The 20,863-nt window shown below is 70.9% G+C and carries 19 protein-coding genes and 1 tRNA gene; 5 read left to right on the forward strand and 15 right to left on the reverse strand.

Going from position 1 to position 20,863, the window contains the following annotated elements; translation table 11 throughout:
- Positions 1 to 87: 87 nt before the first annotated feature.
- The 4 genes from ASF75_RS12060 to ASF75_RS12075 form a co-directional block, all read right to left on the reverse strand.
- On the reverse strand, positions 88 to 1,323 hold the full coding sequence (locus ASF75_RS12060; RefSeq protein ID WP_235517659.1) for an ABC transporter substrate-binding protein: 1,236 nt from the start codon (positions 1,321 to 1,323) through the stop codon (positions 88 to 90).
- A 47-nt stretch (positions 1,324 to 1,370) separates the two neighbouring features.
- Entirely contained in the window at positions 1,371 to 2,708 is a 1,338-nt protein-coding gene (locus tag ASF75_RS12065; RefSeq protein WP_056071742.1) for an enolase C-terminal domain-like protein, read from the reverse strand.
- A gap of 241 nt (positions 2,709 to 2,949) precedes the next feature.
- Positions 2,950 to 3,543, reverse strand: a complete 594-nt coding sequence (locus ASF75_RS12070; RefSeq protein ID WP_056071746.1) for a TetR/AcrR family transcriptional regulator — start codon at positions 3,541 to 3,543, stop codon at positions 2,950 to 2,952.
- 77 nt (positions 3,544 to 3,620) lie between these two features.
- Positions 3,621 to 5,681 (reverse strand): MDR family MFS transporter, encoded by a 2,061-nt coding sequence (locus tag ASF75_RS12075; RefSeq protein WP_056071749.1) that lies wholly within the window; start codon positions 5,679 to 5,681, stop codon positions 3,621 to 3,623.
- A 169-nt stretch (positions 5,682 to 5,850) separates the two neighbouring features.
- Here ASF75_RS12075 and ASF75_RS12080 point away from each other — a divergent pair, with 169 nt between their 5' ends.
- Together ASF75_RS12080 and ASF75_RS12085 are read left to right on the forward strand one after the other, a co-directional pair.
- Positions 5,851 to 6,801, forward strand: coding sequence for a phosphotransferase (locus tag ASF75_RS12080; RefSeq protein ID WP_056071753.1), 951 nt, complete (start codon positions 5,851 to 5,853; stop codon positions 6,799 to 6,801).
- A 72-nt stretch (positions 6,802 to 6,873) separates the two neighbouring features.
- Positions 6,874 to 7,287, forward strand: coding sequence for a hypothetical protein (locus tag ASF75_RS12085; protein ID WP_017888022.1), 414 nt, complete (start codon positions 6,874 to 6,876; stop codon positions 7,285 to 7,287).
- 33 nt (positions 7,288 to 7,320) lie between these two features.
- Here the strand turns inward: ASF75_RS12085 and ASF75_RS12090 are convergent, their stop codons facing one another.
- The 5 genes from ASF75_RS12090 to argG all read right to left on the reverse strand — a co-directional run bounded on the left by ASF75_RS12090 (position 7,321) and on the right by argG (position 12,551).
- Complete coding sequence (locus ASF75_RS12090) at positions 7,321 to 8,778, reverse strand: SPFH domain-containing protein (RefSeq protein WP_017888023.1); 1,458 nt, start codon at positions 8,776 to 8,778, stop codon at positions 7,321 to 7,323.
- A gap of 178 nt (positions 8,779 to 8,956) precedes the next feature.
- Positions 8,957 to 9,784: an ammonia-dependent NAD(+) synthetase gene (gene nadE / locus ASF75_RS12095; protein WP_031260204.1), complete on the reverse strand. Its 828-nt coding sequence runs from the start codon at positions 9,782 to 9,784 to the stop codon at positions 8,957 to 8,959.
- Positions 9,785 to 10,029: 245 nt separating this feature from the next.
- Entirely contained in the window at positions 10,030 to 10,641 is a 612-nt protein-coding gene (locus ASF75_RS12100) for a copper resistance protein CopC (protein ID WP_056071756.1), read from the reverse strand.
- Positions 10,642 to 10,682: 41 nt separating this feature from the next.
- A complete protein-coding gene (locus tag ASF75_RS17720) occupies positions 10,683 to 10,850 on the reverse strand; it encodes a hypothetical protein (RefSeq protein ID WP_017888026.1) in 168 nt (55 codons plus the stop codon).
- 258 nt (positions 10,851 to 11,108) lie between these two features.
- Positions 11,109 to 12,551 (reverse strand): argininosuccinate synthase, encoded by a 1,443-nt coding sequence (gene argG, locus ASF75_RS12105; protein WP_042540079.1) that lies wholly within the window; start codon positions 12,549 to 12,551, stop codon positions 11,109 to 11,111.
- A 104-nt stretch (positions 12,552 to 12,655) separates the two neighbouring features.
- Between argG and ASF75_RS12110 the strand changes: the two genes are divergently transcribed.
- Entirely contained in the window at positions 12,656 to 13,108 is a 453-nt protein-coding gene (locus ASF75_RS12110; protein WP_056071760.1) for an HTH domain-containing protein, read from the forward strand.
- Between the two features lie 40 nt (positions 13,109 to 13,148).
- On the opposite strand, the gene ASF75_RS12115 is transcribed toward ASF75_RS12110, so the two are convergent.
- Together ASF75_RS12115 and ASF75_RS12120 are read right to left on the reverse strand one after the other, a co-directional pair.
- Positions 13,149 to 13,223 (reverse strand) — tRNA-Arg (locus ASF75_RS12115).
- A 13-nt stretch (positions 13,224 to 13,236) separates the two neighbouring features.
- Positions 13,237 to 14,340 carry an epoxide hydrolase family protein gene (locus ASF75_RS12120; RefSeq protein ID WP_017888031.1) on the reverse strand — a complete coding sequence of 368 codons (1,104 nt, stop codon included), beginning with the start codon at positions 14,338 to 14,340 and terminating at the stop codon, positions 13,237 to 13,239.
- 216 nt (positions 14,341 to 14,556) lie between these two features.
- Here ASF75_RS12120 and ASF75_RS12125 point away from each other — a divergent pair, with 216 nt between their 5' ends.
- Positions 14,557 to 15,249, forward strand: coding sequence for an HAD family hydrolase (locus tag ASF75_RS12125; RefSeq protein ID WP_056071763.1), 693 nt, complete (start codon positions 14,557 to 14,559; stop codon positions 15,247 to 15,249).
- Between the two features lie 90 nt (positions 15,250 to 15,339).
- On the opposite strand, the gene ASF75_RS12130 is transcribed toward ASF75_RS12125, so the two are convergent.
- The 4 genes from ASF75_RS12130 to ASF75_RS12145 form a co-directional block, all read right to left on the reverse strand.
- On the reverse strand, positions 15,340 to 16,485 hold the full coding sequence (locus tag ASF75_RS12130; protein WP_082509723.1) for a TIGR03364 family FAD-dependent oxidoreductase: 1,146 nt from the start codon (positions 16,483 to 16,485) through the stop codon (positions 15,340 to 15,342).
- Between the two features lie 298 nt (positions 16,486 to 16,783).
- Positions 16,784 to 17,278 carry an HNH endonuclease gene (locus ASF75_RS12135; RefSeq protein WP_017888036.1) on the reverse strand — a complete coding sequence of 165 codons (495 nt, stop codon included), beginning with the start codon at positions 17,276 to 17,278 and terminating at the stop codon, positions 16,784 to 16,786.
- Between the two features lie 354 nt (positions 17,279 to 17,632).
- Positions 17,633 to 18,604, reverse strand: a complete 972-nt coding sequence (locus ASF75_RS12140; protein ID WP_056071766.1) for a C40 family peptidase — start codon at positions 18,602 to 18,604, stop codon at positions 17,633 to 17,635.
- 242 nt (positions 18,605 to 18,846) lie between these two features.
- Positions 18,847 to 19,542, reverse strand: a complete 696-nt coding sequence (locus tag ASF75_RS12145; RefSeq protein WP_017888038.1) for a metal-dependent transcriptional regulator — start codon at positions 19,540 to 19,542, stop codon at positions 18,847 to 18,849.
- Positions 19,543 to 19,726: 184 nt separating this feature from the next.
- Here ASF75_RS12145 and serC point away from each other — a divergent pair, with 184 nt between their 5' ends.
- Complete coding sequence (gene serC, locus ASF75_RS12150; RefSeq protein WP_056071769.1) at positions 19,727 to 20,842, forward strand: phosphoserine transaminase; 1,116 nt, start codon at positions 19,727 to 19,729, stop codon at positions 20,840 to 20,842.
- The last annotated feature ends 21 nt before the right edge of the window (positions 20,843 to 20,863 follow it).

Below are 20,863 nucleotides of genomic sequence, written 5' to 3' on the forward strand. Positions count from 1 at the left end.
GCGCGGTCCTGAACAGGGTGGGGATCGGACGGGAGGCCCGTGGCGGGGCCGTGGCGGGCCTCCCCGTCCGTCAAGGGGTGACGCCCGTCACTGCGAGCCGAGCTGGCTCGCGATGGACGACATCGTGTCCTTGCCGGAGGTCTGTCCGTTCACCGCCTGCAGGGCGTACTGCGCGAAGAGCTGGTTGAGCTGGTCGCTCTGCTTGTTGCCGGGCAGCGGGGTGGCGTTCTCGAGCCCCGTCTTCAGGGCGTCCTCGACCCCGTCGATGCCGGCGTTGTCGTACCAGGCCTGCTGCGCCGCGGTGCGTGCCGGGAAGGCGCGACCCTGCTCGGCGAGCGAGGTGAGCGTGGCCTCGTTCGTCATCGTCGTGATGGCCTTGAACGCCTGCTCGGGGTACTTGCACTGCTTCGAGATGCCGAAGCCCGACCCGGCGGCGAACGAGCTGGGTCCGTCCGTGCCCGAGGGGATCGTCGTGATGCCGAGGTCGAACTGCACCTTGGCCTTCTGGCTGATGATCGACCACGGACCGTCGCTGTACATCGCGACGTCACCGGACACGAACGCGTTGTCGTCGGTGGAGCCGTCCGTGCTCGCCTGCGTGGCGTAGCCGTCCTTGACCAGGCTGCCGATCCAGTCGAGCCCCTCGGCGAACTTCGTGTTCGAGGCGTCGAGCGTGCCGTCGGCCCCGATGACCCGACCGCCGTTGTAGCCGAGGATCATCGACTCGAGGGGGATGTCCTCGACGCTCGTGCCCCAGATCGGCGTGCCGGCGGCCTTGAGCTGCTTCGCGGCGTCCTCGAACTCGTCGACCGTCCAGCCCGGCTTCGGCTCGGGGACGCCCGCCTTGTCGAAGATGTCCTTGTTGTAGAACATGACCATGGGGCCGGTGTCGTACGGCAGCCCGTAGAGCTTGCCGTCGACCTTCATGCCGTCGAGCCCGGTCTGGTCGTACTCGCTCAGGTCGAGGTCGGCCTGCTTCGCCATGTCGTCGATCGGCACGAGCACGTCCGTGTAGTTCGCGGCGCGGAGCGACTGGATGCTCACGATGCACGGGGCGGTGCCGGTGGACAGCTGCGTGCGGAGCTTCGTCCAGTAGTCGTTGAACGGGGAGCCCTGGATCGACACGTCCACGTCGTCGTCGGTCTTGACGGTGTCGGCGACCTTCTGCCACGCGGCCTTGTCCTCCTTCCCGGCGATCCACATGGCCCAGGTGAGGGAGTCCTTCGACTGGCCGTCGCTGGCGTTGCTGCCAGCGGAACAGCCGGTGAGCGCGAGCAGGGCAGCTGCTGCTGCCGCCAGCCCGGCGGTACGTCGTCGTTGCATCGGTGTCTCCACTTCGTCGTGGTGATGGGGTGTGCGGGGAGGGGGATTCAGGCGACCCGGACGGCGTCCGGGACGTGCGCTGCGTCGGACTCGGCCCAGACCGGGCCGTCCGGGAACGCGTGGGTGGTCAGGGTGTCGGCGAGCAGCTCGGTGCCGGCGCCGGGCGCGGTCGGCGGCCAGTAGCGGCCGTCGTGGACGTCGACCGGGGTCACGAAGTGCTCGTGCAGGTGGTCGACGAACTCGATGCACCGGGTGTCGAGGTCGCCGGTCAGGGCGACCGCGTCGAACATCGACAGGTGCTGCACCGCCTCGCACAGGCCGACACCGCCGGCGTGCGGGCAGACACGGACGCCGTGCTTCGCGGCGAGGAGCAGGATCGCCAGGTTCTCGTTCACCCCGGCGACCCGGGTGGCGTCGATCTGCAGCACCGACATCGACCCGGCCTGGATCAGCTGCTTCGCGATCACGCGGTTCGCCATGTGCTCCCCCGTCGCGACCGGGATCGGGGCGATGCGTCGGGCGATCTCGGCGTGGGCCAGGATGTCGTCCGGGCTCGTGGGCTCCTCGACCCACGCGATGTCGAAGGGGCGGAGCCGGTCGATCCACGCCACGGCCTCGTCGACGTCCCAGCGCTGGTTGGCGTCGATCGCGATCCGGACGTCCGGGCCGACGGTGGCGCGGGCGATGCCCATCCGTCGGACGTCCTCGTCCACGTCGCCGCCGACCTTGAGCTTGATCTGGGTGAACCCGTCGTCCACGGCTTCACGGCACAGCCGCGCGAGCTTCTCGTCGTCGTAGCCGAGCCAGCCCGGGGTCGTCGTGTAGGCGCGGTAGCCCTCGCGCTCCAGACGGGTACGGCGTTCGGCACGCAGCGGTTCGGCGGCGCGGAACAGCTCGAGCGCATCGGCCGGGGTGATCGCGTCGGTCAGGTACCGGAAGTCGACCAGGTCGACGAGTTCCTCGGGACGCAGGTCGGCGAGCAGGGCCCAGAGCGGCTGCCCCGCACGTTTCGCCCGCAGGTCCCACAGGGCGTTCACCACGGCGCCGATCGCCATGTGCATGACGCCCTTCTCCGGGCCGAGCCACCGCAGCTGCGAGTCGTGCACCATCGCGCGCCAGGTGCCGCCCATGTCGGCCAGGACCGCCTCGGCATCGGCGCCGACGACGTGCCCGCGGAGCGCCGCGATCGCCGACTCCTGCACCTCGTTGCCGCGGCCGATGGTGAAGACGAAGCCGGTGCCGACCAGGCCGTCGAGCGCGTCGGTGGTGATCTCGACGTAGGCGGCGGAGTAGTCGGGAGCGGGGTTCATGGCGTCGGACCCGTCGTGCTCTCGCGAGGTCGGGAACCGGATGTCGTGCACGTGCAGACCGGTGATGCGGCTCATCTGTGTCTCCTGCCGTCCGGTCTCCGTCGACCGAACGGTGCAATCAAAACATCCGATGTCTTGCGCGTCAAGAGCCGTGTTCGTGCCGTTTCGGCGAAAGTCACCCCGCAACCGTCCGATGACTGCGCATGCGGCGGTCTGGACGCATCAACGGCCTGGAGGCGCGGTGCGGGTCGGTCCCGCACCGCGCCTCCAGGCCGTTCTCGCCCCCGCGCCGGGGGCGACGCGATGGTCGCGCCGGTCAGGCGGAGGCGAGCCGCCCCATGTCGGCGACGACCGCACGCAGCCGCGCCGCGAGCTCGTCGCGCGAACCGTCCGCCGACCGGTGGGCCGACTCGATCACGGCGGCCATCACCAGCGTGGTCGCGGTCCGCGCGGTGTCCTCGCCGACCCGCTCGGCAGCGACCGTCAGGACCGTCTGCCGGGCGTGCGCCATCCACTGCATCATCGCCGGGACCATCTCCGGCCGAGCCCGGACGAGCTCCTTCATGCGCCGACGGTCCTGTGGCAGGGTGACCGTCTGCGCGACGAGCTCGCAGAGGTCCGACACCAGCGGACCCGCGGAACCGAGGAACACTGCGCGCGCCGCGTCCGGGACCATCGTCGCCGGCAACCCGAGGGCCGCCTCGGCCTTCGACGGGAAGTAGTTGAAGAACGTCCGCGGGGAGACCCCGGCGTCCGCGCAGATCTGCTCCACCGTCACCCCGGCGAGCCCCCGATCGGTGACCAGGGCGAGTGCCGACCGGTGGATGGCGGACCGGGTCTGCTGCTTCTTGCGTTCCCGCAGGCCGCAGTCGCTCGCGACGAGGTCCTCGGTGGTGGTGGTCTGGTGCACGTGCTGCGCTCCGTCCTGCTCTCGGGTCCGTGCGACGCCGGGCCTCCGCGTCGGGGGACGAAGAGGCCCGGCGTGACTCAGACCTGCGCCCGACCGCCCTGGACCGGGATCGAACCGGTGACCGGGGCGGTGGGCGAGCCCATCGTGTCCGCGGCCCGCACGGCCTGCGCTTCGAGGTCGTCGGCGGTGCCGGCGTCGTCCGCCTGCTCCTGCAGGGCCGAGCTCTTGCGGAGCGGCGGCGCCTTGAAGAAGAAGCTCAGGACGAACGCGAGCAGGATCACCGAGAAACCGACCCAGTAGACGGTCACGGCCGAGGCGTTGAACCCCGACATGAACGGCCGGGTCAGGGCCGGGTCCGCACCGTTGAGGTAGGACGTGTCGCTCGTCTCGGCGTTCGAGTCCTTCGAGTCGTTCGCGCCCTTGTCGATCTGCTTCGACAGCTCCGGGGCGAGCTGGTCCACCCAGTAGGTGCGCTGCGACGAGTCGGACCAGTCGACGACGAGTCGGCCGTCCTGCACGCTGGCGTGCGCCTTGTCGGCGGCTGCGGTGAGCGCCTGCTGCCGCACCGCATCGGGAGCACCGGCGGTGGCCTCGGTCACCTGGTCGGTGGCGGTGTCGAGCCCGGACTGCACCTGCTGCTGGAGCGGGGTGACGATCGGGTTCCAGATCTGGTCCATGACACCCTGGTTCGCCTTGGCGCTCGCGACCGTCGGGTCGAGCGCCGCGCTGAGGGCGGGCTTCAGGTTCGACTGGTCCGCCGTGGCGTGCAGGATGTTCGTCGGCATGAGCGAGAACAGGACGGACAGCAGCACGGCGGTGCCGAGCGTGCCACCGATCTGGCGGAAGAACGTGGCGGACGACGTCGCGACACCCATGTCCCGCGGCTGCACCGCGTTCTGCGACGCCAGGGTGATGCTCTGCATGAGCTGGCCGAGGCCGAGACCGATCAGGAACATGCCGATCATCAGGAACCACAGCGGCTTGTCGATCGTCATGAACGTCAGGACGACGTAGCCGAGCGACACCAGCGCCGTCCCGATGACCGGGAAGATCCGGTAGCGGCCGGTACGGGCCACGATCTGCCCCGACGCGATCGAGGCGATCATCAGGCCACCGATCATCGGCAGCGTGGCGAACCCGGACTCCGTCGGCGTGAGACCGGTGACGATCTGCAGGTACAGCGGGATGGTGAGCATCGCACCGAACATCGCGAAGCCGACCAGGAAGCCCAGGACGGTCGCCATCGAGAACGTGGCCGAGCGGAAGAGCTTGAGCGGGATGATCGCGTCGTCCTGCATGCGGGTCTCGATCACCAGGAAGGCGACGAGGCCGAGTGCGCCGATGCCGTAGCAGGCCAGCGCGCTCGCCGAACCCCAGCCCCACGTGCGACCCTGCTCCGCGACGAGGAGCAGCGGTGCCAGCGTGACGATGACCGAGGTCGCGCCCCACCAGTCGATGCGCGGCTTCGCCTTGGCCTCGCCGAACTTCGGCAGGTGCAGGAACGCGATCACCATGAGCAGCGCCGCGACGCCGATCGGCACGTTGATCAGGAACACCCAGCGCCAGCCGGTGATGCCGACGATCGAGCTCGCACCGGCGAACAGTCCGCCGATGAGCGGGCCGATGACGGACGAGATGCCGAAGACCGCCAGGAAGTAGCCCTGGTACTTCGCACGCTCACGGGGCGCGAGGATGTCGCCCATGATCGCCAGTGGCAGCGACATCAGCGCACCGGCACCGATGCCCTGGAACGCGCGGAAGGCGGCCAGCATGGTCATCGACGTCGACAGGGTCGAGAGCAGTGACCCGAGGATGAAGACCGCGATGCCGAAGATGTAGAGCGGGCGACGCCCGAAGACGTCGGAGAGCTTGCCGTAGATGGGCGTGGTGATGGTCGACGCGATCAGGTAGGCGGTCGTGACCCAGGCCTGCTGGTCGAGGCCGTGCAGGTCGTCGCCGATCGTGCGGATCGCGGTGCCGACGATGGTCTGGTCGAGCGAGGACAGGAACATGCCCGCCATCAGGCCGTAGATGACGAGCAGGATCTGGCGGTGCGACATGATCGACTTGCCCGGCGTGCTCGCCGGGGAGTCCTGTCGTCCGCGCGACACCTCGACGGGTGCGGTGGCAGTGGACATGCGGTGTTCCTCACAGGGGGTGTGGCGTGCTGGTCGTCGGCCTGGTCGGGAGCCCGAACGAGGATCAACCTTGCAGGCCCTGCAACTTTACACCCCGAGCACCTTTGCCGCCAACGCAAAGTTGCCGAGCGTGCACATTCGTGTACGGGTTCTCAGGTAACGTCGGGTCATGGGGCGAACCACCTGGACCGATGTACCGACGACGCTGCGGCAGCAGGTGGAGGGGGTGCTGGGCGGGCCGGTCGTGACCGCCGAGTCGCAGGCGAGCGGGTGGTCCCCCGGCAGCGCGGACCGCGTGACGACCGGGGCCGGACGACGCGCCTTCGTAAAGACCGTGTCGCGCTCGCGCAACGAAGCGGCCTTCGAGCTGCACCGGCGCGAGGCGACGGTCATGGCGCAGCTGCCGACCACCGTGCAGGCGCCGCGGCTGCTCGACGCACTGCACACCACCGTCGACGGCGACGACTGGGTCGCGCTCGTGCTCGACGACGTCGCGGGACAGCACCCGGGCAGCCACCTCGACGGTTCGGACACGACGGCCGTGCTCGACGCGCTCGACACCCTGCCCCTCGCGACCGGCGCGCTGGCGGCACTCCCCCGCATCGCCGAGGACCTGCGCGACGAGTTCGGGGCCTGGGACCGGATGCTGACCGACGACGCGACCGCCGCCCGCGTCGCCGAGGTCGTGCCGCCGCACGTGCTCGACGCCGGCCCCGCGATCGCCCGTGCGGCATCGCAGGCGGCCGCGCTCGTCGACGGCGAGCACCTCGTGCACGCCGACTGCCGAGCGGACAACCTGCTCGTCGACGACGGCGGGCTCGTCTGGGTGGTCGACTGGCCCTGGGCGAGCGTGGGTGCGCACTGGCTCGACCCACTGACCTACCTGCTCGACACCCTCGTGCGTGGTGAGGACGCCGACGTCGAGCACCACCTCGCCACGCACCCGGTGTTCGCCGAGGTTCCGGCCGACACGATCGACGCCGTGCTGGCCGGGCTCGCCGGGCTGTTCTTCGAGCACGCCCTGCCGCCGGCGCCACCGAACATGCCCACGATCCGCGACTTCCAGCGGCGCGAGGGCGTGGCGGCCGCCGAGTGGCTGCTCCGCCGCTGGGCCGACTGACGGCTCGTCCGCGGACGCCGGGGGACGCATCTGTCCAGGGAGCGCAGCGCGCCGGAGCGTACGGTCCACCGCATGACTGACGAGCACCGCACCCCGCGCCCCGAAGACGACGCCGCGCGCCTCGGTCTCGTCGTCGTCGGCGAGGCAGCAGCCCTGCAGTCCGGCGACGAAGCGGCGTTGGACGCGAGCGAGCAGAACATCCGCGACACGATCGACGAGCTGGTCGACGAGCCCCTGACGCAGCGGCAGGAAGAGGTCGTCGAGCGACTCGCCGCGGCCGGTGGGACCCTGACCGCTGGGCTCAGCGGCGCCCTCGCCGCACAGAGCGGACGCAGCGTCGACGACGTGCTCGAGGGCGCCGCTCGCAGTGTCGTCTGGCAGCAGCGGCTGGCCGACCAGCGCGAGGACGCCGGGTCGCAGCAGCGTGAGGACGCCGGTGGGCAGCAGCGCGACCAACAGGACGAGAACGGGCGCGGCGAGGGCTGACCCCCGACGCGCCCGCCGAACGGGTCCGCTCGGTTACTCGACCGGTTCGGCCTGCGGCGCCGCCTGCTCGCGCACGACGGCTCGGGCGGCTGCCTGCCCCGTCGTGGTGCTCTTCACGATGTCGCTCAGGGTGAACCCGGCGGTGGCACCGAGCAGCGCATCGACCTCGCTGAACTGGCTGACGACGCTCTTCGACAGTGCGCCGGCGCCGTCGGAGGACACCACGGTGAGCGTGTCGATGTTGCTCATCGGAGCAGCGAGCTCGCGGGCGATGCTCGGCAGTGTCTCGATCGCCTTGACCCGCAGGACGGCCTCGGAGTGCTGTGCGAGCGCGTCGGCCTGCGCCTTGGTCGCATCGGCCTCGGCCTGACCCTTCGCACGGATCGCGTCGGCGGCGGCTTCACCCTCGGCGCGTGAGGCGTCGGCGGCGAGCTTGCGGGCATCCGCCTCGGCCTTCGCCTCGGCTGCGACGGCCTCGGCGGAGATCCGGCGGGCCTCGGCCTGGGCGCGTGCGGTCTCGACCTGGGCACCGGCAGCGGCTTCGGCCTCGACGCGGGTCTTGCGCGCCTGGGCCTCGGCGACGGCGGAGACCTCGGACTCGAGCTCGGCACGGCGCAGTTCGGCACGCTTCTGCGCGGTGATCTGCTCCTGCTCGACGACGCCCTGGGACGCACGCGCCTGGGCGAGCGGGCCGGCGGCAGCGGCTTCGGCGGACGCACGGTCCGCGTCGAGCTGCAGCGCGGCACGACGGATGGCCAGGGTGTTCTCGGCCTCGGCGATCGCCTGGTCGGCGGTCGCGCGCGCCTCTCGCGCTTCACGGTCGGCCTGGGCCTCGGCGTTCTCGGCCTCGAGTCGCACCCGTGCACGCTCGGCACGACCGAGGTCACTGATGTACTCGTTGCGGTCCGAGATGCCCTTGATCTCGAACGAGTCGACGTCGAGCCCCTGGCTGTGCAGGGCGTCCTTCGCGACGTCGAGCACGGCGACGGTGAGCTGGTCGCGCTTGCGGATGATGGTCGACACGTCGGTCGCCCCGATCGAGGCGCGGAGCGAACCGGACAGGACCTCGCGCGCGAAGTCGTCGATCTTCTTCTCCTGCCCGAGGAACCGCTGCGCGGCAGCCCGGATCGAGGCGTCGGTCTCGCCGACCTTGACGAGCGCGACCGCTTCGACGTCGATGGTGACCCCTCGGGAGTCCTGCGCGTTGACGTTGATGTCGATCGCGCGCGAGCTGAGCGACAGCTTCGCGACCTTCTCGAAGAAGGGCCGGACGAGCACGCCGGCGCCGAGCACGACCTTGATGCCGGACTCGACGGTCTCGGTGCCGTCGTCGTTCTTGACCTTGCGCGAGCGCTTGCCGGTGATGATGAGCGCTTCGTCGGCGCCGGCGTTGCGGTACACGACCTTGGCGTAGATCAGCGCGATCACGGCGAGGACGATGATCCCCACGATGACCAGCGGGATGGCTCCGAGCGCGAACAGGACGTCCATGTTTCCCCCCCTTGCGGACCAGGTACCAGCCTGGATTCCGCATCTGTTGTTCCGTTGGCTCCCATCCTAGGAGCGCCGGCGGACAGCGGGGGCGCGCAGGGAAGTGTCGGGGACGACAGACGGGAGGCGCGGTGCAGGATCACCTGCACCGCGCCTCCCGGCCGTGTCGCGTCAGCGCCTACGCGCCCGCACGCCACCAGTCGTCGAAGGGCGTCGCCGGCACCTGCCGCTTGTGCTCCGTCGCGCGGTAGCGCGACTCGATCGCCTCGGCGACCTCGATCGGCACGTCGTGCCCCTGCAGGTAGGCGTCGATCTCGGCGTAGGACAGCCCCAGGTTCGCCTCGTCGGTCTGCCCGGGCGTCTCGTCGAGCAGGTCCGCGGTGGGGGCCTTCTCGTACAGACGGGCGGGTGCGCCGAGGTGCTCGAGCAGCTGCCGCCCCTGGCTCTTCGACAGCCCGGTGAGCGGGGTGAGGTCGACGCCGCCGTCACCGTACTTGGTGAAGAAGCCCGTGACGGCCTCGGCCGCGTGGTCCGTGCCGACCACCAGCAGGCCACGCTGCCCGGCGACCGCGTACTGGGCGACCATGCGCATGCGGGCCTTGACGTTGCCCTTCACGAAGTCGCTCAGCTCGACGCCGGAGGCCGCGGTGTCCTCGACGACCCCGTCGACCCCGTGCTCGATGTTCACGGTGATGCCCGGGTCGGCCGCGATGAACTGCAGGGCGAGCTGGGCGTCGTCCTCGTCGGCCTGCACCCGGTAGGGCATGCGGACGGTCGTGAACTCGGCCGGGTGCCCCTCGGCACGGAGCGACTCGACCGCGAGCTGGGTCAGGCGGCCGGCCAGGGTGGAGTCCTGCCCGCCGCTGATGGCGAGGAGGTACCCCTTCGCCCCGGTCGTCAGCAGGTAGTCGCGCAGGAACCCGACACGACGGGCGACCTCCTGCTCCGGGTCGATGGTCGGCTGGACGTTGAGGTCCGCTGCGATGGCGGCTTGGAGTTCACGCACCACCCCAGTATCACGCCGATCGGTCCGGATGGACCGGATCGATCGACAGTTCGATGCCACGCGATGGTGCTGTCGATCGCGCAGAGGTGTTGTTCGTCCCGATCGGGTTCCGCACCGCGCCGACGCCGCACTCGAGGCCACTCCCGTGCCGCACGCGGTCGCGCCGCGTGCGCTTCGTGAGCAGGAACGGTCGGGTGCGCGCGTGCGACCCGACCGTTCCTGCTCACGAAGTGAGGCGCGCCGCGCTACGAGCTGCGCTCGGCGCTGCGCCCACGGCGCAGCAGCAGCACGACGACAGCACCGGCCACCAGGACCGTGCCGGCGCCGAGGGCGACCCACACGCCGGGCGCGATGCCCGGTGACGACGACGGCGCTCCGTCGGACGCCCCGGTGGCCGTCGCGGTGGCGCTCGGTGTGGGCGCGGTGCTCGCCGTCGGGGTCGGAGCACCGGTCGCGCTCGGGGTCGGAACAGCAGCTGCAGCGCGGTAGTCGAACGCGAGCGTGCCCTCGATCGGGTGGCCGTCCGGCGACACGTACCGCCAGAGCACCGTGTAGTTGCCCCGGTCGAGATCGACCGCGCGGCGCATGGTCGTGCCGGAGACGGTCACGTCACCCGTGGCGACGTCCGTGCCGGCAGCATCCGTCACCTGGATCCGGAGCCCGGCGTCGAGGCCGGCGAGCGGCGCCTCGGAGAAGGTCAGGTCGACCGTCTGCAGCGGTTCGGTGACGACCGCCCCGTCCGCCGGGGTACTGCTCGTCAGGGCCGAGTGGGCAGACGCGGGCTGGACGCCGACGAGCGTCAGCAGTCCCGCCGCGACGATCGCCAGTGCCGCCGCAGTGGTTCGGGCTGTACGCATGCGCAGACTCTACCGACGGTCGAGCGGCAATCCGCTGCGGGTCAGAGCTGCTCGCCGAGGAAGTCTGCGTACGTCGGCTCGTAGCGCGCGTCGCCGGCGCCGACGAGCTGGTGGCCGGTTCCTTCGAGGCGCTCGGCAACGAGGGCGGCGAGTTCTTCCGGGGACCGGAGCCCGTGGCGGTGCCAGATGTTCTGCAAGTTGGCGGCCATGATGACCAGCCCTTCGTCGAGATGATGCGCATCTCGGATCCGTCCGGGTCGACCCGCTGTGCCAGACCCCACAGATCGTGAGGAGCATCGTGACGACGAGTCCCTGATGACTGACCCGGTACCGCAACGATACGGTCGCGTCCCACCGCCGTCGAGGCGGATGCGCTTCGCGGCTGACGACCGACGGGAGGCCCGGTGCCAGCCGGCACCGGGCCTCCCGTCGTCAGGGGGTCGCGCCCAGGGCGCGGGTCCGCTCGATCAGTCGGTGCCGGAGTCGAAGGCGGCGCCTTCGGAGGCCAGGTCGGTGCGACGGCCCATCGCGTCCTCGGCGTCGGAGGCGACGATCGCGCCACCGAGGATCTCCTCGGCCTCGCCCGCCTCGAGCTCGCCGACGAGCTCGGCCGTCGCGCCACCGATGAGGCCGGCGGCGGCGTACTGCTCGAGTCGCGAACGGGAGTCCGCGATGTCGAGGTTGCGCATCGTGAGCTGGCCGATGCGGTCGTCCGGCCCGAACGCGGCGTCGCCGACGCGCTCCATCGACAGCTTGTCCGGGTGGTACGACAGCGCCGGGCCCGTGGTGTCGAGGATCGTGTAGTCGTCGCCGCGACGCAGACGCAGCGTGACCTCGCCGGTGACGGCGGAGGCGACCCAGCGCTGCAGCGACTCGCGGAGCATCAGGGACTGCGGGTCGAGCCAGCGGCCTTCGTACATCAGGCGACCGAGACGGCGACCCTCGTTGTGGTACGAGGCGACCGTGTCCTCGTTGTGGATCGCGTTGAGCAGGCGCTCGTAGGCGATGTGCAGCAGCGCCATGCCCGGCGCCTCGTAGATGCCGCGGCTCTTCGCCTCGATGATGCGGTTCTCGATCTGGTCGGACGCACCCAGGCCGTGGCGGCCACCGATGGCGTTCGCCTCGTAGACCAGGGCGACCGCGTCGGTGTACTCGACGCCGTTGATCGCGACGGGGCGACCGGCCTCGAACCGGACGCTGACGATCTCGGTCGCGACCTCGACGTCGTCACGCCAGGCGGCGACACCCATGATCGGCTCGACGATGTCCAGGCCGCTGGACAGCTCTTCGAGGCTCTTCGCCTCGTGCGTCGCGCCCCAGATGTTCGCGTCGGTCGAGTACGCCTTCTCGGTGGAGTCGCGGTACGGGAACCCACGGGCGACGAGCCACTCGCTCATCTCCTTGCGGCCGCCGAGCTCCTCGACGAACTCGGAGTCGAGCCACGGCTTGTAGACGCGCAGGCGCGGGTTGGCCATCAGGCCGTAGCGGTAGAACCGCTCGATGTCGTTGCCCTTGTAGGTGGAGCCGTCGCCCCAGATGTCGACGCCGTCTTCCTTCATGGCGCGGACGAGCATCGTGCCCGTCACCGCGCGACCGAGCGGCGTCGTGTTGAAGTACGTCTTGCCGCCGGAGCGGATGTGGAACGCACCGGTCTGCAGTGCGACCAGGCCTTCTTCGACCAGGGCGCTCTTCGCGTCGACCAGTCGGGCGATCTCGGCGCCGTACTCGTGGGCGCGGCTCGGGACGGCGTCGATGTCCGGCTCGTCGTACTGGCCGATGTCGGCCGTGTACGTGCAGGGGATCGCTCCCTTCTCGCGCATCCAGGCAACGGCGCAGGAGGTGTCGAGACCCCCTGAGAACGCGATGCCGACTCGTTCGCCGACGGGGAGACTGCTCAGGACCTTGGACACGGGGTCAATCGTACGGGGCCAGCGGGGTCGACTACCGTCCGGGGCGACGGTTGTGGAGAACTGACCTGCCACCTGACCCGCCGTCACACCAGGAAGGGAACGAGATGACTGCCGAGGCCCTCGACGTCCGGGCGGAACTCCGCGCGCTGATCGAGCACCGTTCCGTCGCGCTCGAGGCGATCGCGCAGATGACCGGGATCTCGGAGTCCACGCTCTCCGCGTACCTGGCCGGGCCAGGGACCGAGCACCAGGGTCTGACCGCCCTCGGGACCGGGCTGACTCCCGACGAATCGCAGCGGCTCGCCGTCTTCGCAGCCATGCTGGCCGCGGCTGGGAGCGTGCCCGACGATGACCGCGTCCGGGGCATGCTGGAGGGTCTCACGCAGGTCTCCGGGCTGACGGTGGCGAACATCGCGTGGCTCACCGGGATCGCGGAGTCCGACCTCGATGCGTCCTCGGAGGACCCGACCGGGGTGAGCGACGCCGTGAAGTACGCGATCGCGACCCGGACCTCGTACCTCGTGAACGCCGTCAACCTCGCGACGTCGAGACGCTGAGCGACACCGACGCGCGGCAGGAACTCGAACCGCTTCGATCTGGTGCCCCTGGAGGGACTCGAACCCCCAACCGTTTCCTTAGGACGGAACTGCTCTTCCATTGAGCTACAGAGGCTGGCGCGTCCACTCTAGCGGCGGAAGGGCCCCAGGAACGCGTGCAGTTCGTCGACGAACAGGTCGGGCTGCTCGAACGGCGCGAAGTGCCCGCCGCGGTCGAGTTCGTGGTGGAACACGAGGTTCGTGGTCCGCTCGAGCCACTCGCGCGGCGCCCGCACCAGGTCGCCGGGGAAGATCGAGAACCCGGACGGCACCTCGACCCGTCGCTCCAGCTGCTCCGCAGGGATCGCGGCGTTCGCGTGGTACATCCGCATCGCCGAGCCGATCGTGGCGGTGGCCCAGTACTCGGTGAGCAGCGCCAGGACCTCGTCGCGCGTGTAGACCGACCACAGGTCGCCGTCGCAGTCGCTCCACGCCCGGAGCTTCTCGACGATCCAGGCGGCCAGCCCAGCGGGTGAGTCGTTCAGCCCGACCGCTGCGGTCTGCGGCTTCGTCCGGTGCAGCATCGCGTAGGCGCCCTCGGCGGTGCGCCAGCGGTCGGTCGCAGCGACGAACTCCCGTTCGGCGGCGGACAGCGTCGACGGGTCGAGCCCCGGCCAGGCGAGCCCGCCGTCGATGCGGTGCACGGCGACGACCCGGTCGGGGTGGTCGAGTGCCAGGTACCGGGCGACGTGTGTGCCGATGTCGCCACCGGAGACCGCGAACCGCTCGTACCCGAGATCCGTCATCAGTGTCGCCCACATGCCGGCCACCTGCCGGGCGTCGAGCACCTGCGGCGGCGCATCCGAGAAGCCGTACCCGGGCATGTCCGGCACGACGACGTCGTACCCGGCGTCGACGAGCATCGGCAGCACCTTCCGGTACCGCCAGCCGGAGTCCGGCCAGCCGTGCGCGAGCAGGACCGGCAGCGCGTCCGGCTGTGCGGCCCGGGCGTGCAGCAGGTGGATGCCGATGCCGTCCACGACGGCACGACGCGAGGGCAGCGCGGCGAGCGCGGCACGGTGCGCGTCGAAGTCGAAGCCGTCGGCCCAGTACTCGACGAGTGGCCGCAGGACGTCGTAGTCGGCACCGAGCGACCAGCCGACCCCGGCGGGTGCGTCCGGCCAGCGTGTGGCACGCAGCCGCGCGCGCAGGTCGTCGATGGTCGCGCCGTCGATGTGCGGTGTCTCGCCCATGCGGCCGACGCTACGCGGCGCCACCGACGCAGATCGGCGAACGGGGACCGGAGCCGCTCCCCCTGGCGGACCGGCTGCATGTCCGCACAGGCCGTGACGAGCCTCCCGGCGGCGTTCACCTGGCGGACACCCGCGCATCGTCTGCCCGCCATGGGGTGCGTCGACGCTGGTCGGACCGCGCCGGTCCCGGCGTGGCGGCACGTACCCAGGAGTCCCATGATCTCGCTCGTCTGCCTCGACATGGCAGGAACCACCGTCGACGACGGTGGCGTCGTGCTCGACGCCTTCCGCACCGCGCTCACCGACGTCGGCCTCGAGCGTGGGAGCGCCGAGCACGACCATGCCGTGCAGTACGCCGTCGACACCATGGGCCAGTCGAAGATCGCCGTCTTCACGGCGCTCTTCGACGGGGACGGCGTCCGCGCCGCAGCGGCGAACACCGCGTTCGAACGCGCCTACGCACGCACCCTCGACCGGGGCGTGCGGCCGGTGGACGGTGCCGTCGAGACGCTCGTCGCACTCCGCGCCGCGGGTCGGCAGATCGCGCTGACCACCGGGTTCTCGCCCGCGACGCGTGACGCGGTACTCGACCTGCTCGGCTGGCGGCCGCTGGTCGACCTCGCGCTCTCCCCCGCCGACGCCGGGCGCGGGCGCCCGTACCCGGACATTGTGCTCACCGCCGTGCTCCGGACCGGCACCGACGACGTCCGTGCCGTGGCGGTCGTCGGTGACACCGTCGCCGACCTGCTCACCGGGCACCGCGCCGGCGCCTCCGTCGTGGCGGGCGTGCGGACCGGGACGCACCAGGACGCGGACTTCGCGACGGTCGAGCACACCCACGTCCTCGACTCGGTCGCCGAGCTGCCGTCGGTGCTCGCCGAGGTCGACGAGGCCGTGGCCGCGGTGTGACGACCGCGTGACGACCTCGCCGGTGCCAGAGGCCGCCGGGGTCGCAGCGTTGGCCGGCCTGGTCGGCGGCTCCGCGACTGACGGTCCCCCTCAGCCGAGGACCGCCGGGGCGATGCCGAGGCCGGTCGTCATGCCGATGCCCGTTGTGACCGTCACGACGTCGACGCCGGGCAGCGGCTGGTCGATGAGGAACTCCCGCCCCGGCGCCGAGGCGTAGACGCCCTGCCACCGGTCGACCACGGAGACCGGCGCACCGAACAGGCGCTCGGTCTCGGTGACGAGCAGCCGGAAGCCGTCCTCGTCCTGGAACGGCGGTGCGTCGACCCCGCGCTCGTGGGTGTCCCCGACGATGATGCTGCCGTCCGGCGGCGACGTGTACATCTGGTTGAGGTCCCAGCGGATCCCCTCGGGCAGGTCGGCGGCGAGCCGGTCCCGCAGGGCTCCCGCTCCGGGCATCGCGGCGAACCCCGAGTAGCGCAGTAGCGACCACCCGGTCAGCAGCGGTGTGGCGAGCGGGAAGGCGAGGGGGATCGTCGCACGCAGCATGTGGAGCCGGCAGCGGACCAGGCCGATCGACTCGGCGAGCTCCGGGAAGAGCTGGTCGAGGTCGTGGTTGGTGCAGACGACGACCCTGGTCCCCTCGACGACGCCGCGACCGGTGCGGACGGCGCCGGCGGCGACCTCGAGCACGGGGGTGCGCCAGAGGAAGGTGACCCCCTGCTCGGCGAGCCAGCGCGCGATCGCGGGTGCTGCCTCCCGGGGGTCGACCTGCAGGTCGTGCGCCAGGTGCGCGCCGCCCAGGGCGGTGTCCGGGTCGACCGGCACGGCCGCGGCGATCTCGGCCGCGTCGGCCAGCCGCACCTCCGCGCCCGAGTCGCGGTACTCCTCGAGCACCGCCATCTCCTCGGGGCGACGGGCGACGACGTGGGCACCGAGTTCCCGAGCCGTGAAGCCGGCGAGCTGCGCGAGTGTGAGCCAGCGGCGGCGTGCCTCCTGGGCGTACCCGGCTGCCTCGCCGCTCTGCGGGGTGACGCAGGCGTGGCCGAAGTTCCGGACGCTCGCCCCGACGACCGCGCCCGCACGGTCGACCACCGCGACCCGGGCGCCCTGCCGGAGTGCCTCGTACGCCATGCCGAGTCCCACGATGCCCGCGCCGACCACGACGACGTCGTACCGTTCGGTCAGCGGCTGGTGGTCCGTCTCGGTGTCGAGTGCGGTGCGTGCGGAGCGGGGCATGGAGACCTTTCGGGCAGTGCGGAACGCCGGTCCGGTGCGGACGTCGCAACTGTCGCAGGCAACCGGTGGGGCGGGGTTCCGTCCCGGTGCACACGGCGTGGACGGCAGGTGAAATCGATCGGCACCTGTCCGGACAGCCCGGCCGGGTCAGGTGGTCTCGGTGCCGCCCGGCGTGGCGCGGCGGTCCCGTCGACTGCGGAGCCGCGTGCCCTGCACGCGCGTCAGGCCGGACGGGAGGCCCGTGGCGGCGTCGCCACGGGCCTCCCGTCCGTCTCGTGGTGCCTCTTACCGACGGCCGCTACGCGGCCACGAGGTACTCGTCCCACTCCGCCTGCGGGCGCTCGATGCCACGCACGACCCACGAGGACCCGTGCGGCACCTTCGGCGGGAACCGGAGGCGCCACCCCATCTCCTGCGGGGTGCGGTCGCCCTTGGTGTTGTTGCAGGTCAGGCAGCAGGCGACCAGGTTCTCCCACGAATCCTGCCCACCGCGCGACCGCGGGTGCACGTGGTCGATGGTGGTGGCGTGCCGGCCGCAGTAGGCACAGTGGTTGCCGTCGCGACGCAGGACGCCGCGACGGGACACGGGCACGAGCCGGGAGTGCGGGATGCGGACGTAGCGGGTGAGGATGATGACCGTCGGACGTTCGTAGCTCGACGTCGACCCGGTGACCGGGTGTTCGACGTCGGCCGCGACGACGGCGGCCTTCTGGTTCATGACCAGCACGAGGGCTCGTCGGAACGAGATCACCGCGAGGGGCTCGTAACCGGCGTTGAGGACGAGAGTGCGCATGGGTTCCCTTCCGACGTGCCTGGACGGCTTCCAGGCGCTGCGGGTGCGTCGGACCGACGACGCGGAACGGGTGAACACGGCCTGTTCACACCCCTGGAACCACGAAGAGCACCACCCGGATGGGCAGTGCTCTCGTCATGCAGGGGCGTGCTCGTGCACGCAGGCTGTGCTCGACCATATGTCGACACGCGCGCGCCGACCCATGGTGCGGGTCGTGCGGAACGTCGACATGAGGGTCTCCTGTTCGCGCCGGTGCGGACCGGTGCAGCGTCAGGTTAACCCAGAAACCGGCCCGGCACGAGGGTGTGCGGGCCGGTTCTGGAGAAGTTCACACTCCCCCGGGGGCAGTGTTCGCTAGATGCCGAAGCGGACGATGTGGTAGTCGCTCGTCCAGATCGGGCGGATGGACACCGCGCCACCGGGCTTCGGGGCGTCCATGATCATGCCGTTGCCCATGTAGAAGCCGTCGTGCGCCTCGTTGTTGAAGATGACGACGTCGCCGGGCTGCGCCTCGGACTCGGGGATCGTGGTGCCGGCCTGGTCCTGCAGCGGCACCGAGTGCGCCAGGTTGATGCCGTACTGGGCGTAGACGAACATGATGAAGCCGGAGCAGTCGAAGCCCGAGGGGTCAGCGCCGCCGACGACGTACGGGGTGCCGATGTACTGCTTGGCGGTGTTGACCACGGCCGGCAGCGATAACGGGGTGTTCGCCGCCGACGAGCTGGCTGCGTACTCCGCCGCGGACGGCCCGGTGTACGAGGCGTACTGCTTCGCGGTCGCGGCGCGGGCGGCCTGCGTCTCCTTCGCCTGAGCTGCGGCCTGCTTCGCTGCAGCAGCCTGGTCGGCGGCTGCCTGCGCGGCCGCCTTCTCGGCGTTGAGCGTCGCGGTGGAGGTGGCGCCGTAGCCGTCACGGCTCGTGTCCGCCAGCGCCACGGCGTCGGACACCGACAGCTCCTGGCTCTGCGTGGCGCGGACCTGACGCTGGGCGTCCGCGGCGACGGTCGAGTTGCTGGCGGACGTCGCGGCGAAGGCCGGAGCGACCGCGACCGTCCCGAACATGCCGGCGGCGACGGTGAGGACGACGGGCGCGAGGAACTTGCGCTTCCGCGACACCGAGCTGGCCTTCGCGGTGCTCGCGGCGGCGGCGGCCTGCGCGGCACGACGACCGCCGGGCAGCGGAGCGGAGCGCACCGGCACGACCTTGCGGACGGCTCGGCCCTCGGTCTCGCGCACGGCCCGCCGGGTGAGCGGGGCGGTGGTGGCGTTCTCGGTGTTCGTCGGGTTCGCGGGCGTCTGGTCGTCCGCGGCGGTACCGGTCTGCGTCAAGAGGTGTGTCTCCAACGTCTCGTCATCACGCCGCCGTGGGTGTCCGGCGGTGTGCAACCCCATCCGTTCGTCATCGTTTCCGATCGAGGCAGGAGACGGGTTCGAGACGTCCTGCCACGGGTCTCCGGCTCAGGGGCAGCACGGCGACTCGGACGAGTGTACGGAGGCGTCGTTACCGTGTCGAGACAAAACGCCACGAGGTAACGAATCGGTAAAGACTCTCAGGGACGACCCCGGAGGGGTCAGTCGCGCTCGATGTAGACGTGCTGGGCAACCTCGATGGGGAGCTCGATGCCCGAGTCTTCGCCCTCGACACGGACCGCCACGTAGGCCCCCGCACGCTGCACACTGCCGACCCGGCCGGGCATGACACCGGCCGTCCGGAGCTGGTGCAGGAGTTCCGGCTCGAACTGCACGGGCTCGCCCAGTCGTCGGATGACGCCGGTCGCGACGGCGTCGGTGCCCTCGGTCGCGGCGACGATGTTCTGGACGCCGTCGAGGAACCCGGCGGCCGCGGGGCCACCGATCTCGGCCAGCCCGGGGATCGGGTTGCCGTACGGCGACTCGGTCGGGTTGCCGAGCATCTCGAGCAGACGGACCTCGACCTGCTCGCTCATGACGTGTTCCCACCGGCATGCCTCGTCGTGCACGAAGGCCCAGTCGAGTCCGATGACGTCAGCCAGCAGGCGCTCGGCGAGACGGTGCTTGCGCATCACGTGGGTGGCGCGGGAACGGCCTTCGTCGGTGAGCTCCAGGTGCCGGTCACCGGAGACGACGACCAGGCCGTCGCGCTCCATGCGGGCGATGGTCTGGGAGACGGTCGGACCCGAGTGGCCGAGGCGCTCGGAGATGCGCGCGCGCAGCGGCACGATCGCCTCTTCCTCCAAGTCGAGGATGGTGCGAAGGTACATCTCCGTGGTGTCGACGAGATCGGTCACGGTCCGCCTCTCATGTCTGGGCCCAGCGCCGACCACACTACTTGTTCGCACCGACGAACACCGACCGGCGCCCGGGCACACGTGAGAAAGGGTCATCGGACGCGGTGAGCGGGTGCGCCGGACCCACCCCGTCCGGCCGGTACACGGGCGGGGGCATGCGGATCGGCGTCGGTAGGATCGGTGCATGGCAGACATCGTCATCCCGGCCGAACTCCTCCCCACCGACGGTCGCTTCGGCTGCGGTCCGTCGAAGATCCGCGGTGCACAGCTCGAGGCACTCGTGACGCGCGGCGCCACGGTCCTCGGCACCTCGCACCGCCAGAAGCCCGTGAAGGACCTGGTCGGCAGCGTCCGCTCCGGCCTCGCCGACCTGTTCCAGATCCCCGAGGGCTACGAGGTCGTCCTCGGCAACGGCGGCTCGACAGCGTTCTGGGACGCCGCCGCCTTCGGCCTCATCGAGCGTCGGGCCGAGAACCTGTCCTTCGGCGAGTTCGGGTCGAAGTTCGCCAAGGCCGCCGCAGCCCCGTGGCTCCAGGCTCCGCACGTCGTCGAAGCGCCGGGCGGCTCCCTCGCCGCACTCGAGCCGGTGGACGGCGTCGACGTCTACGCCTACCCGCACAACGAGACCTCGACGGGCGTCATGGCCCCGGTCGTCCGAGCGACCGGTGACGCCGGCGCCCTGACCGTCGTGGACGCGACCAGCGCCGCAGGTGGTGCCCTGTTCGACGTCAGCGCCACCGACGTCTACTACTTCGCGCCGCAGAAGAACTTCGCCTCTGACGGCGGGCTCTGGCTCGCACTGCTCTCCCCCGCGGCGATCGAGCGGATCGAGCGCATCGCCGCATCGGACCGGTACATCCCCGAGTTCCTGTCGCTGAAGAACGCGGTCGACAACTCGCGCCTGAACCAGACCCTGAACACCCCGGCGATCTCCACGCTGCTGCTCCTCGACGAGCAGGTCCGGTGGATGAACGAGTCCGGCGGTCTGGCGTGGGCGGACCTCCGCACGAAGACCTCGTCGTCGACGATCTACGACTGGGCCGAGGCGAGCGAGTACGCCACCCCGTTCGTCACCGACGCCGCTGCTCGGTCGCAGGTCGTCGCCACGATCGACCTCGACGACTCGATCGACGCCAAGGCCGTGGCTGCGACCCTGCGCGCCAACGGCATCGTCGACACCGAGCCGTACCGGAAGCTCGGCCGCAACCAGCTGCGCGTCGCGACGTTCACCGCGATCGACCCGGACGACGTCGCGAAGCTCGTGCGTGCGATCGACTTCACGGTCGACGCCCTGCGCTGACGCCGGGGACACCCGCCGGAA

Origin of the sequence: Curtobacterium sp. Leaf154 (assembly GCF_001424595.1) — a bacterium.
GTDB lineage: Bacteria > Actinomycetota > Actinomycetes > Actinomycetales > Microbacteriaceae > Curtobacterium > Curtobacterium poinsettiae.